This window comes from Variovorax sp. J31P207, assembly GCF_030316965.1.
In the GTDB taxonomy this organism is placed as follows: Bacteria; Pseudomonadota; Gammaproteobacteria; order Burkholderiales; family Burkholderiaceae_C; genus Variovorax; species Variovorax ginsengisoli_B.
In genome coordinates this window covers 18942-40270 of record NZ_JASZYN010000008.1, presented here as the reverse complement: position 1 = coordinate 40270, position 21329 = coordinate 18942, and the positions used below count along the sequence as shown (strand labels likewise).

Here is a 21329-nt window from a genome sequence, read left to right as displayed (position 1 = left end):
GCGCATCGAGCGACTCCAGACTGAGAACAGTACAGCATCATCGCGTTTGGAGAGCAGATTTCGAGGCTTGCCAAGTAGTTCGATGCGGCTGCTAGCTTGCCAGGCTGCCGTCCGCTGGCGCTCCGCCGTCACACTGCCGACTTGACGAGTTCCGGCACGGCCGTGAACAGGTCGGCCACCAGGCCGTAGTCGGCGACCGAGAAGATCGGCGCCTCTTCGTCCTTGTTGATCGCCACGATCACCTTGGAGTCCTTCATGCCCGCCAGATGCTGGATCGCGCCCGAGATGCCGCAGGCGATGTACAGCTGCGGCGCGACGATCTTGCCGGTCTGGCCGACCTGCCAGTCGTTCGGGGCGTAGCCCGCGTCCACCGCCGCGCGGCTGGCGCCCAGGCCGGCGTTGAGCTTGTCGGCCAGCGGCGCCATCACTTCCTGGAACTTCTCGGCGCTGCCCAGGGCCCGGCCGCCCGAGACGATGATCTTGGCGGCGGTCAGTTCGGGGCGCTCGCTCTTGGTGACTTCGCGGCCGACGAAGCTGGACTTGCCGCTGTCGGCGACGCCTGCGACCGTTTCCACTGCGGCGCTGCCACCGGTGGCGGCTGCGGCATCGAAGCCCGTGGTGCGCACCGTGACGACCTTGATCGCGTCGCTGCTCTGCACGATCGCAATCGCATTGCCCGCATAGATCGGCCGCTCGAAGGTGTCGGGGCTGTCGACCTTGGTGATGTCGCTGATCTGGGCGACATCCAGCAAAGCCGCCACGCGCGGGGCGACGTTCTTGCCGTTGGCGGTCGAGGGGAACAGGATGTGGCTGTAGTTCTTGGCAATAGCCAGGACCTGGGCGGCAACGTTCTCGGCCAGGTTCTCGGCCAGGGACGGGCTGTCGGCGACGATCACCTTGGCCACGCCTGCGACTTGAGAAGCGGCCTTGCCGGCTTCGGCGGCGTTGGCGCCGGCCACCAGCACGTGGACGTCGCCGCTGGCGCAGGCGATGCCAGCGGTCACGGTGTTGAGGGTCGCCGGCTTGAGCGTGGCGTGGTCGTGTTCGGCAATAACAAGTACGGTCATGATCAGATCACCTTGGCTTCGTTCTTCAGCTTGTCCACCAGCGTCGCGACATCGGGCACCTTGATGCCGGCGCCGCGCTTCGGCGGCTCGCTGACCTTCAGGGTCTTCAGGCGCGGCTTGACGTCCACGCCCAGGTCTTCCGGCTTGAAGGTGTCCAGCTGCTTCTTCTTGGCCTTCATGATGTTCGGCAGCGTCACGTAGCGCGGCTCGTTCAGGCGCAGGTCGGTGGTGATGACCGCGGGCACGGAAAGAGAGATGGTCTCCAGCCCGCCGTCCACTTCACGCGTCACGTTGACCTTGTCCCCAGCCACTTCGACCTTGCTGGCGAAGGTGGCCTGCGGCAGGTCCGCCAGCGCCGCCAGCATCTGGCCGGTCTGGTTGGCGTCGTCGTCGATCGCCTGCTTGCCCAGGATGACCAGGCCGGGCTGCTCCTTGTCGACCAGCGCCTTCAGCAGCTTGGCCACGGCCAGCGGCTGCAGTTCTTCGGTGGTCTCGACCAGGATGCCGCGGTCGGCGCCGATCGCCATCGCGGTGCGCAGGGTCTCCTGGCACTTCGCGTCGCCGCACGAGACCGCGATGATCTCGGTGGCCGCGCCCTTCTCCTTCAGGCGCACCGCCTCTTCGACGGCGATCTCGTCGAAGGGGTTCATGCTCATCTTCACGTCGGCGATGGCTACACCGGTGCCGTCGGACTTGACGCGCACCTTGACGTTGTAGTCGACGACCCGCTTGACGGGAACAAGGATCTTCACTCGATTCACTCCTAAACAGTCGGGAGAACTAACGATTGCCTTTTGACCAAATGATTCCGTCTCGGAACTCTTAGGCTGAGCTCAGCCGCCTCTGACGCCTGGCGCGTCTCCGACGCAAAGCCACTCGATGCCGCAGGAGCTAAGTCCTGGATTATTGTATAACCAATTAGAAAAGTGAGCGCAAGACTCGCTTCATCTCGCGGCACTTCCAAATTGCGGGCCGTGGTCCCTTAGCCGAAACGGAACGAGCAACACGTTCATCTGCTGCGCCGTCTCCCGCATCTGCGAGCGCGCATCGAGTTAGGCCACCCCTCGCCACATTGAGGTGAAGCACAGGCCCCGCTTCTCGACGTACGGCACACACAGAAAGAGGTCAAGGCGAAGATCGACCAAGATGCATGCAAAGACCCACGCAGATGCGGTGCCCACGCATCTCACTCAAGCTTGGCGCCCGACATGCGGACCGCTTCTTTCCACTTCGCGCGCTCCTGCTCCGCGAACAACTCCGTCTGCCTCGGTGTGGTGGGCCTCAGCAAAGCGCCGATCTGCAGATATTTGTCCTGCACGGCCGGATCTCTGGCGATCTCTGCGATGGCAGATGACAGTTTGTTGACGAGTGCAGGAGCGGCGCCCTTGGGCAATACAAAAGCACCCCACGCAGTGACAATGAAGTCCTCTACCCCAGCTTCGGCCATGGTCGGCACGTCGACCATGGTCGGCCAGCGTTCGGGGCAAGTGACTGCCAACGCCTTTACTTTTCCAGTCTTGATGAGTGGCGTGTAGCTCGCGATGTTATCAATCGCGAAGTCAGTGTCGCCGGCCATCAGGGCGGGCATCGACTGAGCAGCGCCGCGGAATGGAACATGAACTGCATCGATGCCGGTTCGCAGCCGGAACAACTCACCGGCCAGGTGCGGTGTGGTTCCAACACCAGCCGAACCGTAACTGACGCCTTTCGGGCGCTTCTTGGCCCAATCCAGGAATTCCGTGATGTTCTTTGACGGGTTGTCAGGCGGCACCACGAAGACGTTGCAGTTCTCCCAGACTTTTGACACGTAGACAAAGTCCGCGACGGGATCATAGGGGAGCTTTGAGAACAAGAACTGATTGATCGTCAGGGTTCCGATGGTGGCAGAGCCGATGGTGCTGCCGTCTGGCGCCGCGGTCCTGATCGCTTCCATGCCAATGTTACCCCCAGCGCCGGTTCGGTTCTCGACAATCCAGTTCCCGCCAAGCTTGGACTGCAGACGCTCGGAAAGCTGACGAGTGAGAACGTCCGAACCGCCGCCCGCGGAAAAAGGAACGATGACTTTGACAGCACTCCCGGCAGGCCACGTCTCCTGGGCATAGAGTGAAGTTCCCAATGCGAGCTCGGCAACCAATAGAAAGGCTGACTGGGTAAGGGTGCGCAGAACCTGGGTCATAGATGTCTCTCAAGTCGGGGATGAATGAGGGAAGGTCCGAAGCTCGTGTGGGCCTCCGAGGAAAGGCGCGTGCGATTGGGCATCCACACGTATCCGCAGCCGGCGAAGAACTGCAAACACTGGTCCTTTACCTTAAGCTGCAGGTGTCCGTGACCACCTTGCACGACGCTGTGTCGACCGGACCGAACTGGGCATGCACGTGCAAATCCATGCAACGATCCGCGAACATCCGTTGGGAAGAGAGAGATTCAGGCGATCGGCTCCGTCGCTCGAGACGAGGGCAATGGATCAACGATAAGCTGTCTATAGGTACTAGCCTTCGAGCTCCCCCGGGGACTCCGGCTTGATCACGTCGGGGGCCATGTCGCCCAAGTACTGCCCAGCCAATTGTTCCAAAGGTCATCGAGGCAATCGCGAACACCCCGGACGCGCTCAAGAGACCGTTTCCTTCAAAAATGGAACCGCGCTCAAAGGACCGCCAGCGGTGTCAACGGACTTCCAGTAGCTCCGACAATCGGCAGAGCCGCTCCCACGAAGAGAAATTCCTTGCGACCGGTTCGAACCAAGGGCTCGAGCATCAAGCCCTCCAACAAAGGAATGCCAAAGTCGCGGATCACACACTGATGGACAGGAAAGACGGTACCTTCGGCGAAAGGCAGAACCTCAACGGCGAAGTTGTCAGCACCGATGATCGCGACATCTTGCTGCGCCAGCCAGAACCCAGCAGCATGGTCGATGCCAGGCTCGCTGTTGAAGTCGATGTCTGTGTTCCCCGCTTGCGCTTGCAACCAGCCAGTGTGCAGCAGGACCGCGTCCCCTGGCTCAATGCCAAGCCCAGCGACTGCCAGGCACGCCTGCAAATCCTCCCTGGAGATGACCTCACCAGGTTGCATAGGCCGGCCTCGCAACTCGACCAGGTCGATCAGCAAGCCGCGAGTGAACGCTGGCGGCATCTTCTCAACCCCCAATCGGGTGGCACCCGACGTGCTGCGCATCGTCGTCTCCCTATATCCATTGAACATCTTCTCTTCGCACCACGCGTGGCATAGCGCGTCGATGTGAGTGCCAATGTGCAGCGGCATGATGACGGTATCCTCGGCGAACTGAAACCCTCCCGGTCGCCTGGCACCGGCAGCATAGTCGCCTCCGTCGCGTCCCATGAAATGTTGAAGTCCGGAACGATGTCGCGGCACCGGTGTCTTGTGCGACAGTGGCTGCGCAAGCCGGATCACTTCACCAGTCCGCACAAGACCAGCGGCGCGCTTCACCTGCGCAGCACCTATCAAGTTGAGAGCTCCCGCTTCATCCTCCGGACCCCAACGGCCCCATGCGTTGTTCGGCGAGTTGACGCTCGTTTTGTCTTCCATTGATACGTCCCCTTCTACGCAGTTTCACCGCTCTTTAGCAGCTCGACCAGTCTCATCTTTTGCAGTTTGCCTGTGCTTGTGAGCGGCAGTTCGGCATCTGTGATGAAGCGGAACTGGCTTGGCACCTTGTAGGCGGCAAGCTCCTTCTTGCAAAATTGCTTCAACTCTTCTGCAGTCACTGAGCAATCGGCAGCGGGTACGATGAAGGCGACCAGGATTTCATCCAGCGAGGGATCAGGAACACCAATGACGTAGGCGCTTTGCACGCCTGCATGACCCAACAGCGTCTCCTCGACCTCAATGGGCGCAATGTTGATGCCGCCGCTCTTGACCATCTCCTTGAGGCGGCCACGGTAGTACAGCCGGCCCTCCCCGTCCATGCTACCCAGGTCGCCCGTGCGGAAGTACCCGTCTTCGTCAAATGCTTCCCGAGTCTTTTGCGCGTCCTTGAAATAGGCGGCAAAGAGCGGCCCCTGAACCCGGATTTCGCCCACTTCGCCGGGGCATAGTGTGGCACCGGACTCTACGTGACTGATCTTCGCGACAACCCCATCGAGCGGCCGACCCACCGAGTGCAGCCGGACCTCAAGCGTGTCGTTGGCATCCGTCACGGCGCAGTTGCCATAGGTCTCGCTCAGGCCGTAGACGTTGCAGATCTTCCTCGCACCCAGCTCGACAGCCCCCATCAATTGCTCGGGCGTACCGATCATCGCGCCGCTGCGTAGCGACGACAGGTCTCGCCTGGCGCGATCGGGATGCTCGATCAGCGCTTGGACCATGTTGGGCGTACCGTACATGAGAGTACATCGCTCGCGTTCGATAAGTGAGAGAGCTTCAGGCGCATCGAAGTGCTCTTGCAATATCACGCATCCACCGTGCGTCATGACATTGGGCATGGCGTTCACGCTCCCGAAGCTCCAGAACAGCGACACCGCCAGCCATAGCCTGTCAGCTTCAGAACTGTGCTGGCGCTCGCCGATGTTGAACGCGTTCTGTATCCAATTGGCATGCTGCAGCAGCATTCCTTTGGGCGCGGCGGTCGAGCCTGAGGTGTAGAGCAACATTGCGACGTCGTCTGCACCGATCTCGCCGGCAGTCTCGTCAATAAGGAAGTCAGACACTCCCTCTCCTAGAGCCATCATCGCTTCCCAGTCGAGATCTCCCTCGTCAGACGCAGCAATCGTGGGCTGAGTCCCCGCCGATATCCAGATCATGCGTTGAAGCTTGGATAGAGCACCGGACCGCGGCTGCATTCCATTGATCATGGCACGGTAGTTGTTGCGGCGGAACCAATCAACGGCAATCAGGCAACTGACTTCGGAGTGCGAAAGCGCATACTCCATTTCTCGAGGTGTGCTCCACGTATTCAAACCGACCGAGATTGCGCCGAGTTGCTGCAATGCGAAAAATGAGAGAACCCACTCGATTCGATTCCCCATCAAGATCGCGACGTGGTCGCCTCGCTTAACGCCTAGCGCCTTCAGGCCCTTTGCCGTACGCCGTACCTCTTCGCGCAACCTTCGATACGTCAGGCGAATTGAGCCTGCGACGAAAGCTTCGCGCTCGCCGTACCTCACTGCCTGCTCGTCGAGAAGTGCCGGGATCGTTCGGCTCGTTGGCATGGTGGTCATTGGTTCCTCCTTAACGCGGTGTACAGCCCATTCGACTCATCGCAGTTGCGTCGGTGCCAGCGAGTAGAAATGGGCTCATTTGCCCGCAACCAGGTTGCTGGTTGTGCCACCCATTGGTACGTTGCGATCCCAGCGGCTGACAAACCCACACGCCGCTCGTGGAGAGGACGCGCACTTTGCCATCGCTTTTGCACATGGTTGCCTCCAGGCTCGGATAGTTCTGTCGGTCACCTGGGCCACGTCAGGTTCGCGGACGACCAGAGTCATTTTTCAAACACGAAATATGTTTCGCGTTTTCGAATTGAAGTATAGCCAGAATGTGCTGCCAAGGGAACCCTTTCTGATCCCTGAGCAAAACTCTCGAACGCTCACTGTGCCGTTGCCGTGGGGATACCGTGACGCGCCTCATCGATGCTGGCGTAAGCCCAGCAGCCTGCCCGAGGTACTGGGATCACGTCTCTCGGCATCATGCCTGCGCCGGATCCCCACGAGGACCCGGTCCATGCGTTCAGCCGGCCGCGACCTACCCGTTGCCTAGATTCGGCCATGATGGTCGCCCGGTGACAAGAGGCCCGCACGTCCTCCGGCGCGGACGGCGAGATCAGGCGGTCGTGCTTGGAGGCTCACCCAGCCGCATAGACCGCGGCGGCTGAGCAACGCGCTCCGGCCAGCACAAGAGCCAAGACGCTCCAGATGCACGGGGCCTTACCTCTGCGCCGAGTTCCATCTCTGTCGTGGTGATCCCTTACGACGATCAGAAGTCAGCAGATCAATAGCCCCTTCAACCTCGCTTCGCGACCATCGTGTTGGCGTTGGTGAAGTTGTCGCGCTGTTCGAGCTCAAGCGCGCGTCTGTGCCGACACAACGCATCTCGCAGCGCTGCGAGTGTGGCAGAGCCCTCGCCGAGACCCGGCGCAAGCAACCAGGCAGCCAGTTCTCCTGCATGGAAGTGTCCCAGCTTCACCTTCTTCGCGTCCTCCGCTACGGGCTTCCGGCCAGATAGCGGCAAAGAAAGCGCTTGCCAACTGAATGAGCTTCACGCTATGATTTTCGGCAACACGAATCTTTCTTCGTGTTTTCGAAACAACATCTGGCGCTCTTCGGCGAAGTTTTCTTCTCCAGGCGCCTCTATGGAAGGTTCCACAATGGGCTCTCAAATCCAGGTAGGGGTGATAGGCAGCGCGGTGTTCGCGCCCCGCTACCCAGACCGCACCTCGCTCGAGGAAGCACTGCACGCGGTCACGCACGCTGCGTTGCGCAATGCCGGCCTTACCGTCGAAGACCTCGACGGTATGGTCGTGGCAAGCTGCGATCAGATCGATGGTCGGGCCATCTCGATCATGATGGCCTCGGGTTCTGTAGGCGGCGTTGGCCGCGACATTCTCTCGACACCTTCCAGCGGTGAACACGCTTTTGTGTTGGCAGCGCTGCGCGTTCGATCGGGCATGTATCGAACGCAACTGGTGGTGTCCTGGAATGGGATGGAAACGGACGACATCAACGAAACCCAGCACCTCAGCACCGACCCCTACTACCACCGTGCGTTGCCTCTGGACGACCTGGCTTCGCATGCGCTGCAAGCCAACGCGCTGGAAGCGCAGGTCGAAGGCCTGCGCGATGCCGCCTTGGGCGTGGTACAGACAAACAGGATCCAGGGCGCCGTGGCCTATCCCGACTATGCGCCAGCTCCGCGCGAGAAGGTGCTGATCGAGCGCAGCAAAATGCTGCGCTTCCCTCTCACTGAAGGTATGGTTTCGCAGCCCGAGTTTGGCGTCGTCGCATTGGTGCTCGCCAGCGATGATTGGATCGCCGAGCGGGAAGATGCAAAGGTCGCCTGGGTGCACGGCATGGGCTGGGCAACCGAGCCAGGCTTCTTGGGCGACCGCGATCTCGCCACTCTGCCCTCACTCCGCGCAGCGGCACAGCAAGCATATGCAGAGTCCGGTACCGACTTCGAGAAGCCCGATTTTGACTTGGCCGAAGTCGCAGATGCCACGCCCTATCAACAACTGGTTGCGTTGGAGGGCCTCGGCCTGTGTCCTCGCGAGCAATGGGTCACCTCCGAAGCTGACGGTCAGTTCGCAAAAGGCGGCAAGTTGCCAGTCAACCTCTCTGGCGGCGCGCTGTCGTTCAATCCTGTTTTTTGCTCAGGATTGATGCGTATTGCCGAAGCAGCCAATCAGGCCCGCGGACAAGCTGGCCTGCATCAACAGACAAATGTGGCAAAGACCGTGGCACACGGTGCAAGCGGCTTCGCCATGCAATACAACACGGTGGTCGTCTTCGGACGAGATCGCAGGAGCTCAAAATGAAAAAGATTCCTCGCGTTGGCATTGTTGGAATCGGCCAATCTGATTTCAAGGCCCGGCGTGAAGACGCCAACTATCCGGAACTCGTGCGCGAAGCGGTCGGCCTCGCTATGGCGGACGCAAAGCGAGAGCTCAAGGACATCGAGGCGGTCGTCTATTCGCTGGCCCCCGACGCACTGCTTGGCATCGGTAATGCAGAGCGGCTGGGTGTTGATGCCGTCGGCGCGCGCAACAAGCGCTTCATGCGCATCAATACCGGTGGCTCCACCGGCCTCTCGGCGCTCGCGGCCGCGCACTCGCATATTCTCGCGGGCGCCTGCGAGATCGCTTTGGTGGCCGGCGCCGACAAGGTTGGGGAATGCGGCGATTCGCAGACCATCTTGAACAAGATCTGGGATCCGACGTACGAGCGTTCGCTCCCACTCGGAACCATCACGATGCTCGCGATGTCTGCAACTCGCTACATGCACAAGTACGGCATGACCGAGGAAGACATGGCGCGGATCGTGGTCAAGAACCGTGAACACGCATCGCTCAATCCCCATGCGCATCTGCGCGAGCTCACCACCGTCGAGCAAGTAATGAGCTCACGCATGATCTCGTGGCCCGTGAAGCTGTTTGACTGCTGCCCCCAATCGAGCGGCGGTTGCGCCATGATCCTGGCATCAGAGGACTACATCAAGAAGAACAAGCTGGAGGCTGTTTGGATCACCGGCGTCGCGCACAGCTCGGAAAGCTACTTCATCGGAGACCGGATGGGCAATCACTTCACCGCCGACCATGCCGATGCGCAGGCGCTGGGTGAAGCGTGTCAGCGCGCCTACAAGATGGCCGGCATCACCGACCCGGTCAAGCAGATTGACGCCGCGGAACTGTACGCGCCGTTCAGCAACACCGAGTTCCATGCGATTGAGGCCGCCGGGCTGGCGCCGCTCGGCGAGTCGCCCATGCTGCTGCGCGACGGGCACTTCAAGATCGGCGGGCAGAACCCCGTCAATCCTTCGGGGGGCACGCTATGTAGCAATGCGATTGCGGTGACCGCAATGGTCCGCGTGGCCGAAGCCGCGCTCCAAGTCTGGGGCCGCGCTGGCGGACACCAAGTCAAGGGCGCGAAGAAAGCGATCGGAACCGGCAACGGAGGCGATCACCAGTTTTTTGGGGCGATGGTTGTCGAGTCGTAGACGCCGTCTGCCGCCACATCAGCTCACCTATGCTACGAACTCAAGGAATTGACATGGAACTCATGACGCGCACCGAACAGTGGAACATTACTTACAAGCACGCCCTGGGCGAGACCGCGAGCTACTTCTTCCAGCAGCTACGCGACAATCAGCAAATTTTTGGCCGTCGCGATCCGAAATCGGGTCGCGTGCTCGTGCCGCCACGGGCCTTCTCCGATGAAACCTTGGAGCCGACCGACGAGTGGGTTGCCGTTGGCCCCGCAGGTACGGTCGAGTGTTTCACCATCGTGTACGCCGCATTCAACAACCTGCCCGATCCGCCCTATGCGTTCGGATACGTTCACCTCGAGGGCGCCGACACCGCAATCGGTGGCTACTTCAAGGGCATTGACCTCACTGATAGTGCCGCTGCCGCGAAGAAGCTGGCGATCGGCACCAAGGTGACTACGAAATTCGCCGAAAAGCGCACCGGAGATGTGCTGGATTTTTGGTTCGAATTGGCCTGATAGACACGACACGGTAAGCGCGCAACGCCGGCCAGGATCCAAGGACGGCTTCGCGCGCTCATCGCCGGCTCCGGGCTACGCATCACATTGAAGGAGCCTCGGTTAGGTCCGAATCAAGTCGGTGTTGCCAAGCAGCCTGGCCCGAGGACTGCGAAACGGTGTGGCTGCCACTCGCGGGGGATCCATGAAAACCTACTTTGACACAGCCACCGTTCAGCAACGGATGCAGGTACCGGAGTGGTGCGAGAGGCTCGGTCAGAAGCTCTATCCGATCGATCTCAAGCCTCAAGCGCTGACGAACTTCTCCGCCCGCATCGGCGAAATGCGGCTTGGCGCACTGGACCTGTTCGAACTGAACGTCGATCCCGTCTCGGTGAGCAAGGGCAGGTCTTGTACGCCCGCCGCTGTCGAGTCGAACGTGTTCGTGTCTCTGCTCCGCCGCGGCCGTACGGAGTTGAAGCGTGACAACATCAGTCTCGTCCAAATGCCCCGTGATATCGTCATATGGCAGCGCACGCCGGCGACCATCTGGGGGCACCCCAACCACCAGATACGCAGCATCGTCCTCAAGATCTCCGGCAACTTGGCCGAATCAGAAATTGCGGGCGCGTGCCACCAGCGCCCGCGCCTGCTACGCGCCGCAAGCCCCGCGGCGGCCCTCCTGAACAATCTGGTGGACGAAGTCATCACCATGCGGGACGTGTCTGCCAACTCGCGCCTCGCCAACACCACCAGCCAATGCATTCTGGACATCCTGCGCGCCGGCCTGGCTGCCGATGAGTGCAGCTCAGTCGAAGGAGAGCGCCGGGCGCGCCACGTTGACCATGCCAAGAACTATCTGCGCAGCCGCCTCGGGGATGCCGAGCTGACGGTAGAGGACGCCGCTTCCGCCCTCGACATGTCTGCGCGCACCCTCAATCGGCTTTTCGCGCAGGAGGGTGAGACCGTGATGAAGTGGCTGCAGAAGCAGCGGCTTAAGAGCGGCTTCGCGATCCTCAGCCGAGGGGGCCAAGTGAAGATTGCCGATGTCGCGCTCGACTGCGGGTTTGTGAACTTCTCTCACTTCAGCAGCGCCTTCCGCAAGGCATATGGCGTCACGCCTCGTGAACTCGCTTCTCGCTAGAGACCGGGGCGACTGAGGCGCGCTAGGCGACAGCGCAGTCGAGCTGCCCAGGCTTGGCCAAGGACGATCTGAAAGAGCATTCGACTCGTCCGCCAACGACTGGATTCGGGCTGCTCTTGAGCAGGCGGGGCCCCTTCCGGTGCTAGTGCGTCTCGCGCTGGAATGCGACCGCAAGCAGCGCGGGTGAGCTCCACCGAAGCCGCCCGCCCCCGCGCCACGTCTTCTGCGGCTTCGACCAACGTGAGATTGGAAAGCACTTTGCGGCTCATGCCTGAGGCTCCCGTTCGTCCTGCAGCGCGGCAATCAAGCTCGAGCGCATGTCTGCGAAGACCAGCGCGATGCCGCTCCAAGAGATCATCTGTGCGACTCACCCGAAGTTTCTTCCCTCATGTCGTGCCCCCTGGCGCGCAGGAAGAGAAATGCGGAACACGTACGCATTCGACCAGGTGTCCAGGTTGTGCGGCGCGAAGGCCGGGCCGATCGCCCATGCAAAGCGCAGAGTCCATGTGTTTGCAACGCGGCGCGAAGGCGCACCCGACAGGCAAGGCCGCAAGGTTCGGTGGCGCTCCGGCGATGGTCTCGAGCGGCGTGCCCCGCCGCTGACCACGAAGCGTGGAGGCCAACAGGCCCTGAGCGTACGGATGCAGGCTTTCGCCAATCAGAATCTCTGTCGGGCCGCGTTCCACGAAGCGCCCGGCATACATCACCGCAATGTGGTCGGAGACCTCGGTGGCAACCCCGATGTCGTGCGTGACGAACACGACCGACATGTCCAGCTCCGCCTGCAGGCGCCGCAGCATTAGCAGGATCTGGATCTGCACCGTAACGTCCAGCGCCGTGGTCGGCTCGTCGGCCAGAAGAATACGCGGGTTGCACGCCAGCGCCATGGCGATCATCGCCCGCTGCCGCATGCCCCCAGACAGTTCGTGGGGATAGTTGGCCAGCCGGTTGCGCGCCGAGGGAATCGCGACCAAGTCCATCAGCTCGAGCGCCCTGCGCTCGGCCGTTGCGTGGCTGCAGCGCATATGGCACATGATGGTCTCGACGATCTGCGCGCCAATGGTATAGACGGGATCGAAGGCGGTCATGGGCTCCTGGAAGATCATCGCAATGACGGGCCCGCGAAGCTCCCCCCATGCCCCGCGCCCGAGACCTACGACTTCGCGTCCGAGCAGGCTGACGTTGCCCTCCACCCGTGCGCGCTCTGGCAGAAGGCCCATCAGGGAACGCAGCATGACGCTCTTGCCTGAGCCGGACTCGCCGACGATACCCAGCACTTCACCCCTGCGCAGGTCGAAGTCAATGCCGTTGACCGCCCTGACTGCGCCAGAGCCCCGGCCGAACTCGACCGAGAGGTTCCTGACTTGAATCGCGGAATCGTCCGCGGCAACTTGCTGCAGTAGCGGCTTCACGAAACCTTCTCCATTGGCGAGGAACTTGCACGGCTATGGCCAGAGCCCGCGTCAGACATATGGCAGCACACGCTGTGCGCGCGATGGACGACTACCGCTTGCGGATCGTGCGCCGCGCAGACTTCCTCAGCGAAGGGGCAGCGAGTCCGGAAGCGGCAACCGCTGGGGGGGTCGATGGGATTGGGTGGATCGCCGCTCAGGGGGGCCTCGCGCGTGCGCTTGCGGGGGTCCAGGCTGGGCGCAGATGCGAGCAGCGCCCTCGTGTAAGGATGCCTCGGCGCGTCGAAAATGTCCTCGACAGCGCCGGTCTCCACGATGCGCCCGAGGTACATCACCGCTACGTGGTCTGAGATGTATCGCACCACATTGAGGTCATGGCTGATCAGCACGTACGTGAGGTGCTGCGACTCCTGCAGCGCTACGAGCAGGTTCAGCACCTGGGCTTCGACCGACTTATCGAGGGCGGAGACCGGCTCGTCGAGGACGACTACCCGTGGCGACACCGCCAGCGCACGCGCAATGTTGACGCGCTGGCGTTGCCCACCGGAAAGCTCATGCGGGTAGCGGTGGGCGAAGAGCAAGGGCGACAGCCCAACCTGGTCGAGCAGAGCGCGCGCCTGCGCCGTCGCCGAAGCCGCCGAGGTCCCGCCCACTCGCGGCGTGAAGGCAATGCTTTCGCAGACAGACATCCGGGGGTTGAGCGACGAATAGCTATCCTGGAAGACCATCTGTACGCTGCTCCGTAGTGCCGCAAGCGACACGCCTCCATCCGCGGCCACCTCGTGACCGTCCAGCAGCATACGTCCCCCGTCCGGCTCGATCAGCCGCATGAGCAGCCGCGCAAGCGTGGACTTTCCACACCCGCTCTCGCCGACGATGCCCAGCACCTCGCCCTGGCGCACGGTCAGTGACACGCCGTCGACTGCCTGGACCGCGCCTGCCCGCCGGCCAAAGAAGCCTCGGCGAACTGCGTAGTGTTTGCGAAATCCCTGCACCGCCAGCAGGGGAGTTGAAGCGTCGGCTGGCAAGGTCATCGCGCGGTCTCGACGTTGATGCGGATATCCATGGCAGTCCGCAGGCCGTCACTGATCAAGTTGAAGCACATCGAGGTGATGAAAATCATGGCGCCTGGTAGCGCCGCCAGCGCAGGGTCGACATAGATCGCCTGCCGGAGGGAATTGAGCATCAGGCCCCATTCGGCCGTGGGGGGCGAGACGCCGAGGCCGAGAAAGCTGAGGCCGGCGGCGATGATGATGGACAAGCTGACCAGGCTCGTCGCATATACGAGGATCGGACCGAGTACGTTGGCAAGCACGTGATGCCGGATGATCATGGCAGAGGACGCGCCAGTGGCCCGTGCCGCCTCGATGAAATCCATGTTGCGCACCTGCGTCGTCACGGTTTCGGAGATACGAGTGATCTGTGGAATGAAAACGAGCGTGAGCGACAGCAGCGTGTTGAACAGGCCCATTCCCAGCGTTCCCACGATCGCGATCGCCAGCAGCGTGGAGGGGAAGGCGAAGAAGACATCCATCGTACGCATGATCAGCTTGTTCACGAGCCCCCCGCGGAAACCAGCCAGAATGCCGAGCCCACCGCCGATCACCAGTGCGATGGCGACAGGCAGCACGCCGGACAGCAGCGAGATGCGACCGCCGTACAGCAAGCGGGAGAGCATGTCGCGGCCAGTTTCGTCCGTCCCTAGCAAGTGGCCGGCGGAAGCGATGGGGCGCAGACGGCTCATGATCTGCCCTTGCTGCGGAGCATACGGAGCCAGCAGTGGCGCGAAGATGGCGCCCAGCACAATGACAAGGAGGACGCCCGCGGAGATGAGAGCAATGGGATCACGCGAGAGCCGGCGCCGCACATGCTCCCAGTAGGTCGGGTTCTTGTTGGTGGCCCTTGCGGGCGAGCTGCTCAGTGGCAGTGCACCGTCGATACTTTCGGCTTGATTCACGGTCTGTCTCTCAGCGGCGAATTCGCGGATCGACAAGCGCTTGCGCGATGTCGACCAGCAGGTTCATGAGTACGAAGAAGAATGCAAGCACCACGATGGTTGCTTGAATCACCGGCACGTCGCGCCGCAGGATGGCCTGATAGAGCAGGTTGCCGGAGCCCGGCCAGTTGAAGACCGTCTCGACCATGATGGAGCCGCCCAACAGATAGCCCAATTGCATGCCCATCACGGCAAATACGGACGGAAGGGTGTTTTTCAGGATGTGAACAACAATCCGGCCGCCACCGAGGCCCTTTGCGTGAAGCGTACTGACGAACTCTTGGTTCAGTACATCCAAGACTGATGCGCGGACCACCCGACCCACCACGCCCAACGGAATGAGCGACAGCGCGACAACGGGCAGCACCAGCGAACCAAGTTGCTGCAGATCGCCAGGCAAGCCCTCGAACCCCATTCCCTGCGCCGGAAGCCAGTTCAGCGAAACGGAAAAGATGGCCACCAACACGATTGCGATCCAGTAGTGCGGGAGGCTCACGCCGGTGATGGCAATGGCGGACAGCAGCTTGTCGGTCAACTTTCCCTGCCGAAAGGCGGCCGCGGTGCCCAGCAAGGTTCCCACCGAGAAGCCAAGAGCGGCTGCGGGAATGGCAAGCAGGAACGTATTGGCCAGTGCCCGTCCCAACTCCCGCGCCACGGACTCCGAGGTGGCGATGGAGTAGCCCAGGTCCCCCTTCACCAGCATGGCGAGCCAGTGGAGATATTGAACGTGGAGGGGTTTGTCCAGCCCGTACGCGGCCATGAGGCGCTTCACCAGTTCCTGCGGCGCATCGGGAGGTACGAGCATGTCGATGGCATTGCCGGGCATCATGTGTACGAGCACAAACACCAGCACCGATACGCCGGCCAGGATCGGAATCGCGTGCAGCAGGCGCTGGACCGCGTAGTGCAGCATGGTCATGAGACTGCCTCCGTCCTCACGGTAGCGCGGGCCAACGGTCCGCGATTGCCGATTCGCGCTCGTATGCGGCGCCCAGGCGCAGGAGCAGTTTCTCGTCCAGCGGGCGTCCCACCAATTGAAAGGCGGCCGGCAGGCCGCTGGCGGTGAACCCGGCCGGAACGCTCAGCGCTGGGAAGCCCAAGTAGCTGATCGGTCTTGTGCAATGGGTGAAGGACGCGATGAAATCGCTCAGCTTTTCGTCCTCGCGGCTGTCGACGTCGGACTCCGCAATCGTCGGCACGGGAAAGCGGAGCATGGGCGTGAACAGCACGTCGGCATCGAAAGAGCGCGCCACTTCGGATGCGACGCGCTCGCGCACCTGCAAGGCCTTCAGGTACTCGACTGCAGAAAATGCAAAGCCGTTCTTCATCCGCGCGCGCACGGCGGCGGAGTAGCGTTCAGGCATCGTCTTGATCCAGTGGTCGTGCAAGACGCACTGCTCGGCGCCCACCACCACAAGGTAGAGTGCGGAAATTAGCTCGTGGTGCGGAAGTTCCACTGGCACGATGGTGGCGCCCAACCGCCGGTACGTGTCCAGTGCGCGTTCCAGGATCTGCTGGATCTCGGGGCTGACATCGTCGAAGTAGTGGTTCCGTGGCACAGCGATCCGCAGACCTTTCACCCCGCATTCGAGGTCCGCTTCATAGTTGTCTGCCCTGCCGGGGACGGTGGTGACATCCATCGGATCGGGGCCGGCCAGCACCGACATGAGACGCGCGCAATCGCGCGCGGTGCGGGCGAGCGGACCGACCGTGTCCAGCGAAAACGACAAGCCCATAGAACCGTAGCGTGACACGCGGCCAAGGGTGGGCTTTAAGCCGAATACTCCGCAGAAGGCGCCGGGAAGCCGGATGGATCCGCCGGTGTCCGAGCCGAGGGACCCGTGCACCAGGCGGCCACCCACAGCGGAGCCCGAGCCTGAGGATGAGCCTCCCGTGACGTGCTCGGGGTGCCAGGGATTGCGGCAGTTGCCCCAATGAGGGTTGTGGCCGGTCGGGCCCCCGGCGAATTCCACCATGTTGAGCGAGCCCACGTGGGTCGCGCCGGCGGCGTCCAGCCGCGTCAGCACCGTGGCAGTCACGTCTGGCGTGAAGTTGCGCCGGATCTCCGACCCGCAGGTCGTCACGGACCCGGCCCGGTAGAACATGTCCTTGTGGGCCAGAGCGACGCCGTGCAAGAGACCAAGGGCTTCCTTGCGGCTACGCTTGCGGTCGGACTCGCGAGCGGCACGCAACGCCGCCTCCTCATCGACCCGGATGAAGCAATTCAAAATGGGTTGACGCTGCCGAATCCGCTCAAGCGTCGCCTGCGCTACTTCCACGGCCGAGATTTCGCCGCGCTTCGTGCCGTCGACGACCTCGCACAGCGACCAGTCCGCCAGATGAGAGGGTCGCGAATTCATGCGTCCCCCTTTTCGCGGCGGCGGCAGACCATTCGTTGGTAGTTCGACGGTTCCGTATCGAACAGGCTGAAGCACAGCGTCGAAGCCAACACCTCCTTCACCTTCGCCGCGACGACACCCACGCGGATCGCGTCGTTGGGCAATACTTCGATGCCTTGGTCGGCAATAAGAGCAACACGCAGTCCACCAGGGGTGACCGCCTCGTTCTCCGTCATGGGATGTCTCCTTAAAAATAGTGAGCGAGGCTGTTCAATCGACGGAAACGCCGCTGAAATCCTGAAACCAGCTCCTGGCCTGGACAAAGCCCTTGACCTTTGGGGACATCGCCCGCGGGTTCAGGTCATGAACGACAAACAGCCAGGGCGCCTCGTCCACGACGATCTCGTGGGCCCTCGCTAGCAGGGCGTTGAGCTGCTTCTCGTCGACCGTACGGTTGGCTTGGTCGATGATGGCGCTGACCTGCGCGTTCTTCCACACGCCCCAGTTGATCGATACCGGCGCCGCCGCATCCTTGTGCAGCAATCGCCACCACATGGCAGGGTCCTGGAAGTGGACGGACAGATTCAGCGCATGGCAACCGAGGCGCTTTGGGTCACCGGGAGGCGCGCGGAGCGCCACCAGCATCGTGCCCCACTCGACGACTTCGTACTTGACCTCTACGCCGATGGCCGCGAGGTTCTGCTGCAAAAACTCATTCATGGGTAACGGCAGCATCTGCCCGGACCCGCTGGTCGAGATCATGACCTTGAAGCGAAGCGGATTCGATTCGTTGTAGCCGGCCTCCCGCAGAAGTGCCTTGGCACGGTTGACGTCGTAACGATAGGAGACCGCCGGCTTTCCGTACCAGACATCGTCCGGGTAGACATAGCCGCTGGCCGGAAATGCCGTGCCGTTCAACAGTGTGACCAGCCCGTCGCGATTGATCGCATAGTTCAGCGCCTGCCGCACGCGTTTGTCCGTGAATGGCGAGCCTTCCTCGAAGCTGAACACCCAAGGCCACACGTGGGGGTATGGCTTCAGTACGATATTGAAGCCCGCCTTCTTAAGCCCGGGGATGGTGTCAGGCGGCGGCACTTCGATCCAATCCACCTGCCCCGATCGGAGTGCGGCCAACCGCGTGGTTGCCTCGGGCATCGGTATCAGCGTCACCTTGGAAACGCGGGGTACGCGCCGGCGGTCCCAATGCTCCTTGAAGGGCGCCAACTCCACCCCACCGTTCGTCGTTACCCGCGTGACCCTGAATGGCCCCGAGCCCGCCGGTTTCTTTGCGAAGGCCGGCCAACTGCCGGCCTGGTCGTAGCCTGCCCTGCCGACCATCAAGAACAAGGTGAGCCGCCATGGGAAATAGGCCAGGGGGCGGTCGGTCGTGATCTCCACCGTCATCTTGTCGACCGCGCGGTAGCTCTTTACCCAGGGCACGTAGGATCGCAGAATCGCTCCGCCGGCCTGGTCGAAATGTGGCGCATCGGTACGGAACATTCGATCGAGGTTCCAGATCACGAGGTCTGAATCGAGCTTCGAGCCATCATGAAACACCACGTTTTCGCGTAGTTTTAGTGTCCAGACAGTCTTGGTCGCGTCATCCACGGACCATTCGGTCGCAAGCCCCGGTCGGATGCCGGGCCGGCGATCAGGATTGCTTTGGTCCCAATCCACCAATGGCTCGAAGGATGGGTAGCCGGTGAAGCGCAAGCCTTCATAGCCGTTGTTCGGCATCCCAGTCGTCGTGGGAATCTCAGCAGCCGTGATCGCAATGCGCAAGTGATCCGTGGCGGCATAAGCGGTACCTCCCTGCCCCAACAACGCGGCTCCGGTAACCATGGCCCCGGTGGATGCCACGAATTCGCGTCGATTCATTTCCATGCGTACCCCTGTTTGTTGAAGCGCTCAGCGGTGGTCGGCGAACTGCGTACCGTCGGTTAGCCATATCCATTGTTTCGACGCTCGGACTCGAGTGCATTTCCGTAAGCGACACCGAGTGTTTCCGGACCGACAAGTGACGTTTTCCTATGCGGCTCGGTGTAGTTTTCTCTCTACGTTGCATGGCGCATGGACACTCGGCTTGATTTCGTGATCAGGCTCCACCCCCAGAGTCGAGGCGATCGTGACGTGTGTGTCCATGGCAGCCGGCCTCTCGCTGCCATCGCCTAAACAAAGGTTTAGAGATCCCAACCATGTGGGCGCACGTTCGACCCGCGCGCCCTAGACGGCTTGCATTTCGCGCGCGGCAGCCGTGCTCGTCGACACCAAGAGGTCGAACCGCTCCACCACTGCGCAATACAAGCCAACCGCCCCGCCGGGCATCCTTGCTGCCGGGTTGTGAACGTTTGCAGTCACACCCGAACGCTGCCACTGGCTGCCATGAAAAAGGACCCTCAAATGACCACCAAGATCCAAACCGTATTGCTCACCGGCAAGACCCATACGACGGCCAGCCGTCGTGAAGGTGCCCCCGCCGGCGAGGAACTCGTCGACATCCAGCTCTCCACCCCCGGCAACGCTGGCAACGAGATCTCCCTCAAGGCGATCCAGCTGCATCCGACCGCGGAGCAACTCTTCGCCGGCGCTTGGTCGGCCTGCTACACCGGCGCGCTTGGCCTCGCGGCCAAGACGAAGAAGGTGGCGCTGCCCTCGGACATGTCTGTCGACATCGAAGTGGACCTCGGCAAGACCGGGAACGCCTACTTCATCCAGGCCCGGATCGAAGTTCGCATGCCGGGAGTCGCGCACGACGTGGCTGAGGCCATCGCGCAGGCGGCGCACGAGGCGTGCCCGTACTCGAAGGCCGTTCACGGCAACATCGACATCGCAACGAACGTCATCGTCACGGATCCCGTGGCAGCGTGATGCACTGCGCGCCCTGAGCACTCTGTTCTTGGTCGGCGAGGTGACCCTCGGTCGCCTCGCCAATCGAGCTTTCCCTGAAAGAATTGAAATGAGTACACAAACCGAAACCGCCATCGTGGCCGGCGGATGCTTCTGGGGCATGGAGGCTCTGCTGAGACGCCTCCCTGGCGTCCTGTCCACGCGCGTGGGCTACACGGGGGGCGACGTGCCCAACGCCACCTACCTCCACCATGGCGCGCACGCCGAAGCGCTCGAGATCGTGTTCGACCCGCGCCAACTTTCCTTTCGACAGATCCTGGAATTCTTCTTCCAGATCCACGACCCGACATCGAAGAACCGCCAGGGCAACGACGTCGGCTCGAGCTATCGCTCGGCCATCTTCCATCTCGGCGACGCGCAGAAGCAGGCGGCTGAAGAAACCGTGGCCGAGGTCGACGCTTCCGGGCTCTGGCCCGGCAAGGTAGCGACCGAGATCGTCCCCGCAGGACCGTTTTGGGAGGCGGAGCCAGAACACCAGGATTACCTCGAGCGCAATCCGAACGGATACATCTGCCACTACGTCCGCCCGGAATGGAAGCTTCCTGAGATGGCTTGCCTGCCAACCCGGATGCGCGGACGATAGAGGGTCGACAAGTATAAATATGTGACAACTTGCAACGTGGAGAGCTCCCAGTGGAACTCAAATCGCCAGCGAAAGTGGTGCCGGACCCAGATGCCTGCGTTGTGGTCATCGACGACGACACGGAGTTTCGCGAATCCCTCGAAAGACTGTTACGGTCGGCCGGACTGCGCGCGCGAGCATTTGCGTCGGTAGCCGAGTTTGCGGGATCCGATCTGCCCGACTGCCCTACATGCCTGATTCTCGACGTGAGAATGCCAGGCAGGAGCGGGCTGGAGTTTCAGCGCGATCTTGCCGCGGCGGGCGCAACGCTCCCGATCATCTTCATCACTGGACACGGAGACATCCCGATGACCGTGCAGGCGATGAAGGCGGGCGCCATCGAATTTCTGACGAAGCCGTTCCGGGATCAGGAACTGCTGGACGCCGTGAACATGGGGCTCGCCCGGGACCGCGCACGCCGCGAGAACGACGAATCGGTGAGCTCACTCAAGGCCCGGTACGAAGAATTGACGTCGCGTGAGAAGGCCATCCTCGTCCAGGTTGTGCAGGGCCGATTGAACAAGCAGATCGCCGGTGAATTGAACATCACCGAAACCACGGTCAAGGTTCATCGCAGCAACATGATGCGCAAGATCGAGGCCGCGTCGCTCCCGGAGCTCTGCAAGATGGCGGACAAGCTCAACCTACTGCCGAAGAAAATCGAGCGCTCGTAGGCGCTCACCCGCTCACATC

The 21329-nt window shown here is 61.9% G+C and carries 19 protein-coding genes; 7 read left to right on the top strand and 12 right to left on the bottom strand.

Annotated features, from left to right (window positions below):
• Positions 1-128: 128 nt before the first annotated feature.
• From QTI68_RS25630 to QTI68_RS25610, 5 genes are all read right to left on the bottom strand, one after another.
• On the bottom strand, positions 129-1067 hold the full coding sequence (locus tag QTI68_RS25630) for an electron transfer flavoprotein subunit alpha/FixB family protein (protein ID WP_286525657.1): 939 nt from the start codon (positions 1065-1067) through the stop codon (positions 129-131).
• A 2-nt stretch (positions 1068-1069) separates the two neighbouring features.
• Positions 1070-1819 (bottom strand): electron transfer flavoprotein subunit beta/FixA family protein, encoded by a 750-nt coding sequence (locus QTI68_RS25625; protein WP_286525654.1) that lies wholly within the window; start codon positions 1817-1819, stop codon positions 1070-1072.
• 434 nt (positions 1820-2253) lie between these two features.
• Positions 2254-3243, bottom strand: coding sequence for a Bug family tripartite tricarboxylate transporter substrate binding protein (locus QTI68_RS25620; protein WP_286525652.1), 990 nt, complete (start codon positions 3241-3243; stop codon positions 2254-2256).
• Positions 3244-3710: 467 nt separating this feature from the next.
• Complete coding sequence (locus tag QTI68_RS25615; protein ID WP_286525649.1) at positions 3711-4610, bottom strand: cyclase family protein; 900 nt, start codon at positions 4608-4610, stop codon at positions 3711-3713.
• Between the two features lie 14 nt (positions 4611-4624).
• Complete coding sequence (locus tag QTI68_RS25610; RefSeq protein WP_286525648.1) at positions 4625-6241, bottom strand: AMP-binding protein; 1617 nt, start codon at positions 6239-6241, stop codon at positions 4625-4627.
• A gap of 1043 nt (positions 6242-7284) precedes the next feature.
• Here QTI68_RS25610 and QTI68_RS25605 point away from each other — a divergent pair.
• The 4 genes from QTI68_RS25605 (at position 7285) to QTI68_RS25590 (ending at position 11360) form a co-directional block, all read left to right on the top strand.
• A complete protein-coding gene (locus QTI68_RS25605) occupies positions 7285-8553 on the top strand; it encodes a thiolase family protein (protein ID WP_286525645.1) in 1269 nt (422 codons plus the stop codon).
• Positions 8550-9731, top strand: coding sequence for a thiolase family protein (locus QTI68_RS25600; RefSeq protein WP_286525643.1), 1182 nt, complete (start codon positions 8550-8552; stop codon positions 9729-9731). The genes QTI68_RS25605 and QTI68_RS25600 overlap by 4 nt, the downstream gene beginning before the upstream one ends.
• 53 nt (positions 9732-9784) lie before the next feature.
• On the top strand, positions 9785-10237 hold the full coding sequence (locus QTI68_RS25595) for a Zn-ribbon domain-containing OB-fold protein (RefSeq protein WP_286525641.1): 453 nt from the start codon (positions 9785-9787) through the stop codon (positions 10235-10237).
• Between the two features lie 184 nt (positions 10238-10421).
• The gene (locus QTI68_RS25590; protein ID WP_286525639.1) at positions 10422-11360 is read left to right on the top strand and encodes an AraC family transcriptional regulator; all 939 of its coding nucleotides are present in this window, start codon (positions 10422-10424) and stop codon (positions 11358-11360) included.
• Positions 11361-11746: 386 nt separating this feature from the next.
• Here QTI68_RS25590 and QTI68_RS25585 read toward each other — a convergent pair whose 3' ends face one another.
• Genes QTI68_RS25585 through QTI68_RS25555 form a run of 7 tightly spaced genes read right to left on the bottom strand, consistent with a single transcriptional unit; the run spans position 11747 to position 18991 of the window.
• Complete coding sequence (locus QTI68_RS25585) at positions 11747-12772, bottom strand: ABC transporter ATP-binding protein (protein ID WP_286525637.1); 1026 nt, start codon at positions 12770-12772, stop codon at positions 11747-11749.
• Complete coding sequence (locus QTI68_RS25580; protein WP_286525635.1) at positions 12769-13806, bottom strand: ABC transporter ATP-binding protein; 1038 nt, start codon at positions 13804-13806, stop codon at positions 12769-12771. The genes QTI68_RS25585 and QTI68_RS25580 overlap by 4 nt, the downstream gene beginning before the upstream one ends.
• Positions 13803-14711 (bottom strand): ABC transporter permease, encoded by a 909-nt coding sequence (locus QTI68_RS25575; RefSeq protein ID WP_503011740.1) that lies wholly within the window; start codon positions 14709-14711, stop codon positions 13803-13805. Before QTI68_RS25575 ends, QTI68_RS25580 begins: the two co-directional genes overlap by 4 nt.
• A gap of 28 nt (positions 14712-14739) precedes the next feature.
• Positions 14740-15687, bottom strand: coding sequence for an ABC transporter permease (locus tag QTI68_RS25570; RefSeq protein ID WP_286525631.1), 948 nt, complete (start codon positions 15685-15687; stop codon positions 14740-14742).
• Positions 15688-15703: 16 nt separating this feature from the next.
• Positions 15704-17128, bottom strand: a complete 1425-nt coding sequence (locus QTI68_RS25565; protein ID WP_286525630.1) for an amidase — start codon at positions 17126-17128, stop codon at positions 15704-15706.
• A complete protein-coding gene (locus tag QTI68_RS25560) occupies positions 17125-17343 on the bottom strand; it encodes a hypothetical protein (RefSeq protein WP_286525629.1) in 219 nt (72 codons plus the stop codon). The genes QTI68_RS25565 and QTI68_RS25560 overlap by 4 nt, the downstream gene beginning before the upstream one ends.
• 34 nt (positions 17344-17377) lie before the next feature.
• Positions 17378-18991: an ABC transporter substrate-binding protein gene (locus tag QTI68_RS25555; RefSeq protein WP_286525626.1), complete on the bottom strand. Its 1614-nt coding sequence runs from the start codon at positions 18989-18991 to the stop codon at positions 17378-17380.
• Between the two features lie 516 nt (positions 18992-19507).
• Here QTI68_RS25555 and QTI68_RS25550 point away from each other — a divergent pair.
• The 3 genes from QTI68_RS25550 to QTI68_RS25540 all read left to right on the top strand — a co-directional run bounded on the left by QTI68_RS25550 (position 19508) and on the right by QTI68_RS25540 (position 21310).
• Positions 19508-19975, top strand: coding sequence for an Ohr family peroxiredoxin (locus QTI68_RS25550; RefSeq protein WP_286525624.1), 468 nt, complete (start codon positions 19508-19510; stop codon positions 19973-19975).
• Between the two features lie 88 nt (positions 19976-20063).
• Positions 20064-20597: a peptide-methionine (S)-S-oxide reductase MsrA gene (gene msrA / locus QTI68_RS25545; RefSeq protein WP_286526080.1), complete on the top strand. Its 534-nt coding sequence runs from the start codon at positions 20064-20066 to the stop codon at positions 20595-20597.
• A 50-nt stretch (positions 20598-20647) separates the two neighbouring features.
• Positions 20648-21310, top strand: coding sequence for a response regulator transcription factor (locus tag QTI68_RS25540; RefSeq protein WP_286525622.1), 663 nt, complete (start codon positions 20648-20650; stop codon positions 21308-21310).
• Positions 21311-21329 lie beyond the last annotated feature (19 nt).

Excerpts from the sequence above, each read along its gene's own strand:
- QTI68_RS25595 (WP_286525641.1), top strand. The coding sequence starts at position 9,785 with ATGGAACTCATGACGCGCACCGAACAGTGGAACATTACTTACAAGCAC.
- QTI68_RS25565 (WP_286525630.1), bottom strand. The coding sequence starts at position 17,128 with ATGAATTCGCGACCCTCTCATCTGGCGGACTGGTCGCTGTGCGAGGTC.
- QTI68_RS25590 (WP_286525639.1), top strand. The coding sequence starts at position 10,422 with ATGAAAACCTACTTTGACACAGCCACCGTTCAGCAACGGATGCAGGTA.
- QTI68_RS25555 (WP_286525626.1), bottom strand. The coding sequence starts at position 18,991 with ATGGAAATGAATCGACGCGAATTCGTGGCATCCACCGGGGCCATGGTT.
- QTI68_RS25550 (WP_286525624.1), top strand. The coding sequence starts at position 19,508 with ATGACCACCAAGATCCAAACCGTATTGCTCACCGGCAAGACCCATACG.
- QTI68_RS25630 (WP_286525657.1), bottom strand. The coding sequence starts at position 1,067 with ATGACCGTACTTGTTATTGCCGAACACGACCACGCCACGCTCAAGCCG.
- msrA (WP_286526080.1), top strand. The coding sequence starts at position 20,064 with ATGAGTACACAAACCGAAACCGCCATCGTGGCCGGCGGATGCTTCTGG.
- QTI68_RS25610 (WP_286525648.1), bottom strand. The coding sequence starts at position 6,241 with ATGACCACCATGCCAACGAGCCGAACGATCCCGGCACTTCTCGACGAG.
- QTI68_RS25570 (WP_286525631.1), bottom strand. The coding sequence starts at position 15,687 with ATGACCATGCTGCACTACGCGGTCCAGCGCCTGCTGCACGCGATTCCG.
- QTI68_RS25620 (WP_286525652.1), bottom strand. The coding sequence starts at position 3,243 with ATGACCCAGGTTCTGCGCACCCTTACCCAGTCAGCCTTTCTATTGGTT.
- QTI68_RS25615 (WP_286525649.1), bottom strand. The coding sequence starts at position 4,610 with ATGGAAGACAAAACGAGCGTCAACTCGCCGAACAACGCATGGGGCCGT.
- QTI68_RS25605 (WP_286525645.1), top strand. The coding sequence starts at position 7,285 with ATGATTTTCGGCAACACGAATCTTTCTTCGTGTTTTCGAAACAACATC.
- QTI68_RS25600 (WP_286525643.1), top strand. The coding sequence starts at position 8,550 with ATGAAAAAGATTCCTCGCGTTGGCATTGTTGGAATCGGCCAATCTGAT.
- QTI68_RS25560 (WP_286525629.1), bottom strand. The coding sequence starts at position 17,343 with ATGACGGAGAACGAGGCGGTCACCCCTGGTGGACTGCGTGTTGCTCTT.
- QTI68_RS25580 (WP_286525635.1), bottom strand. The coding sequence starts at position 13,806 with ATGACCTTGCCAGCCGACGCTTCAACTCCCCTGCTGGCGGTGCAGGGA.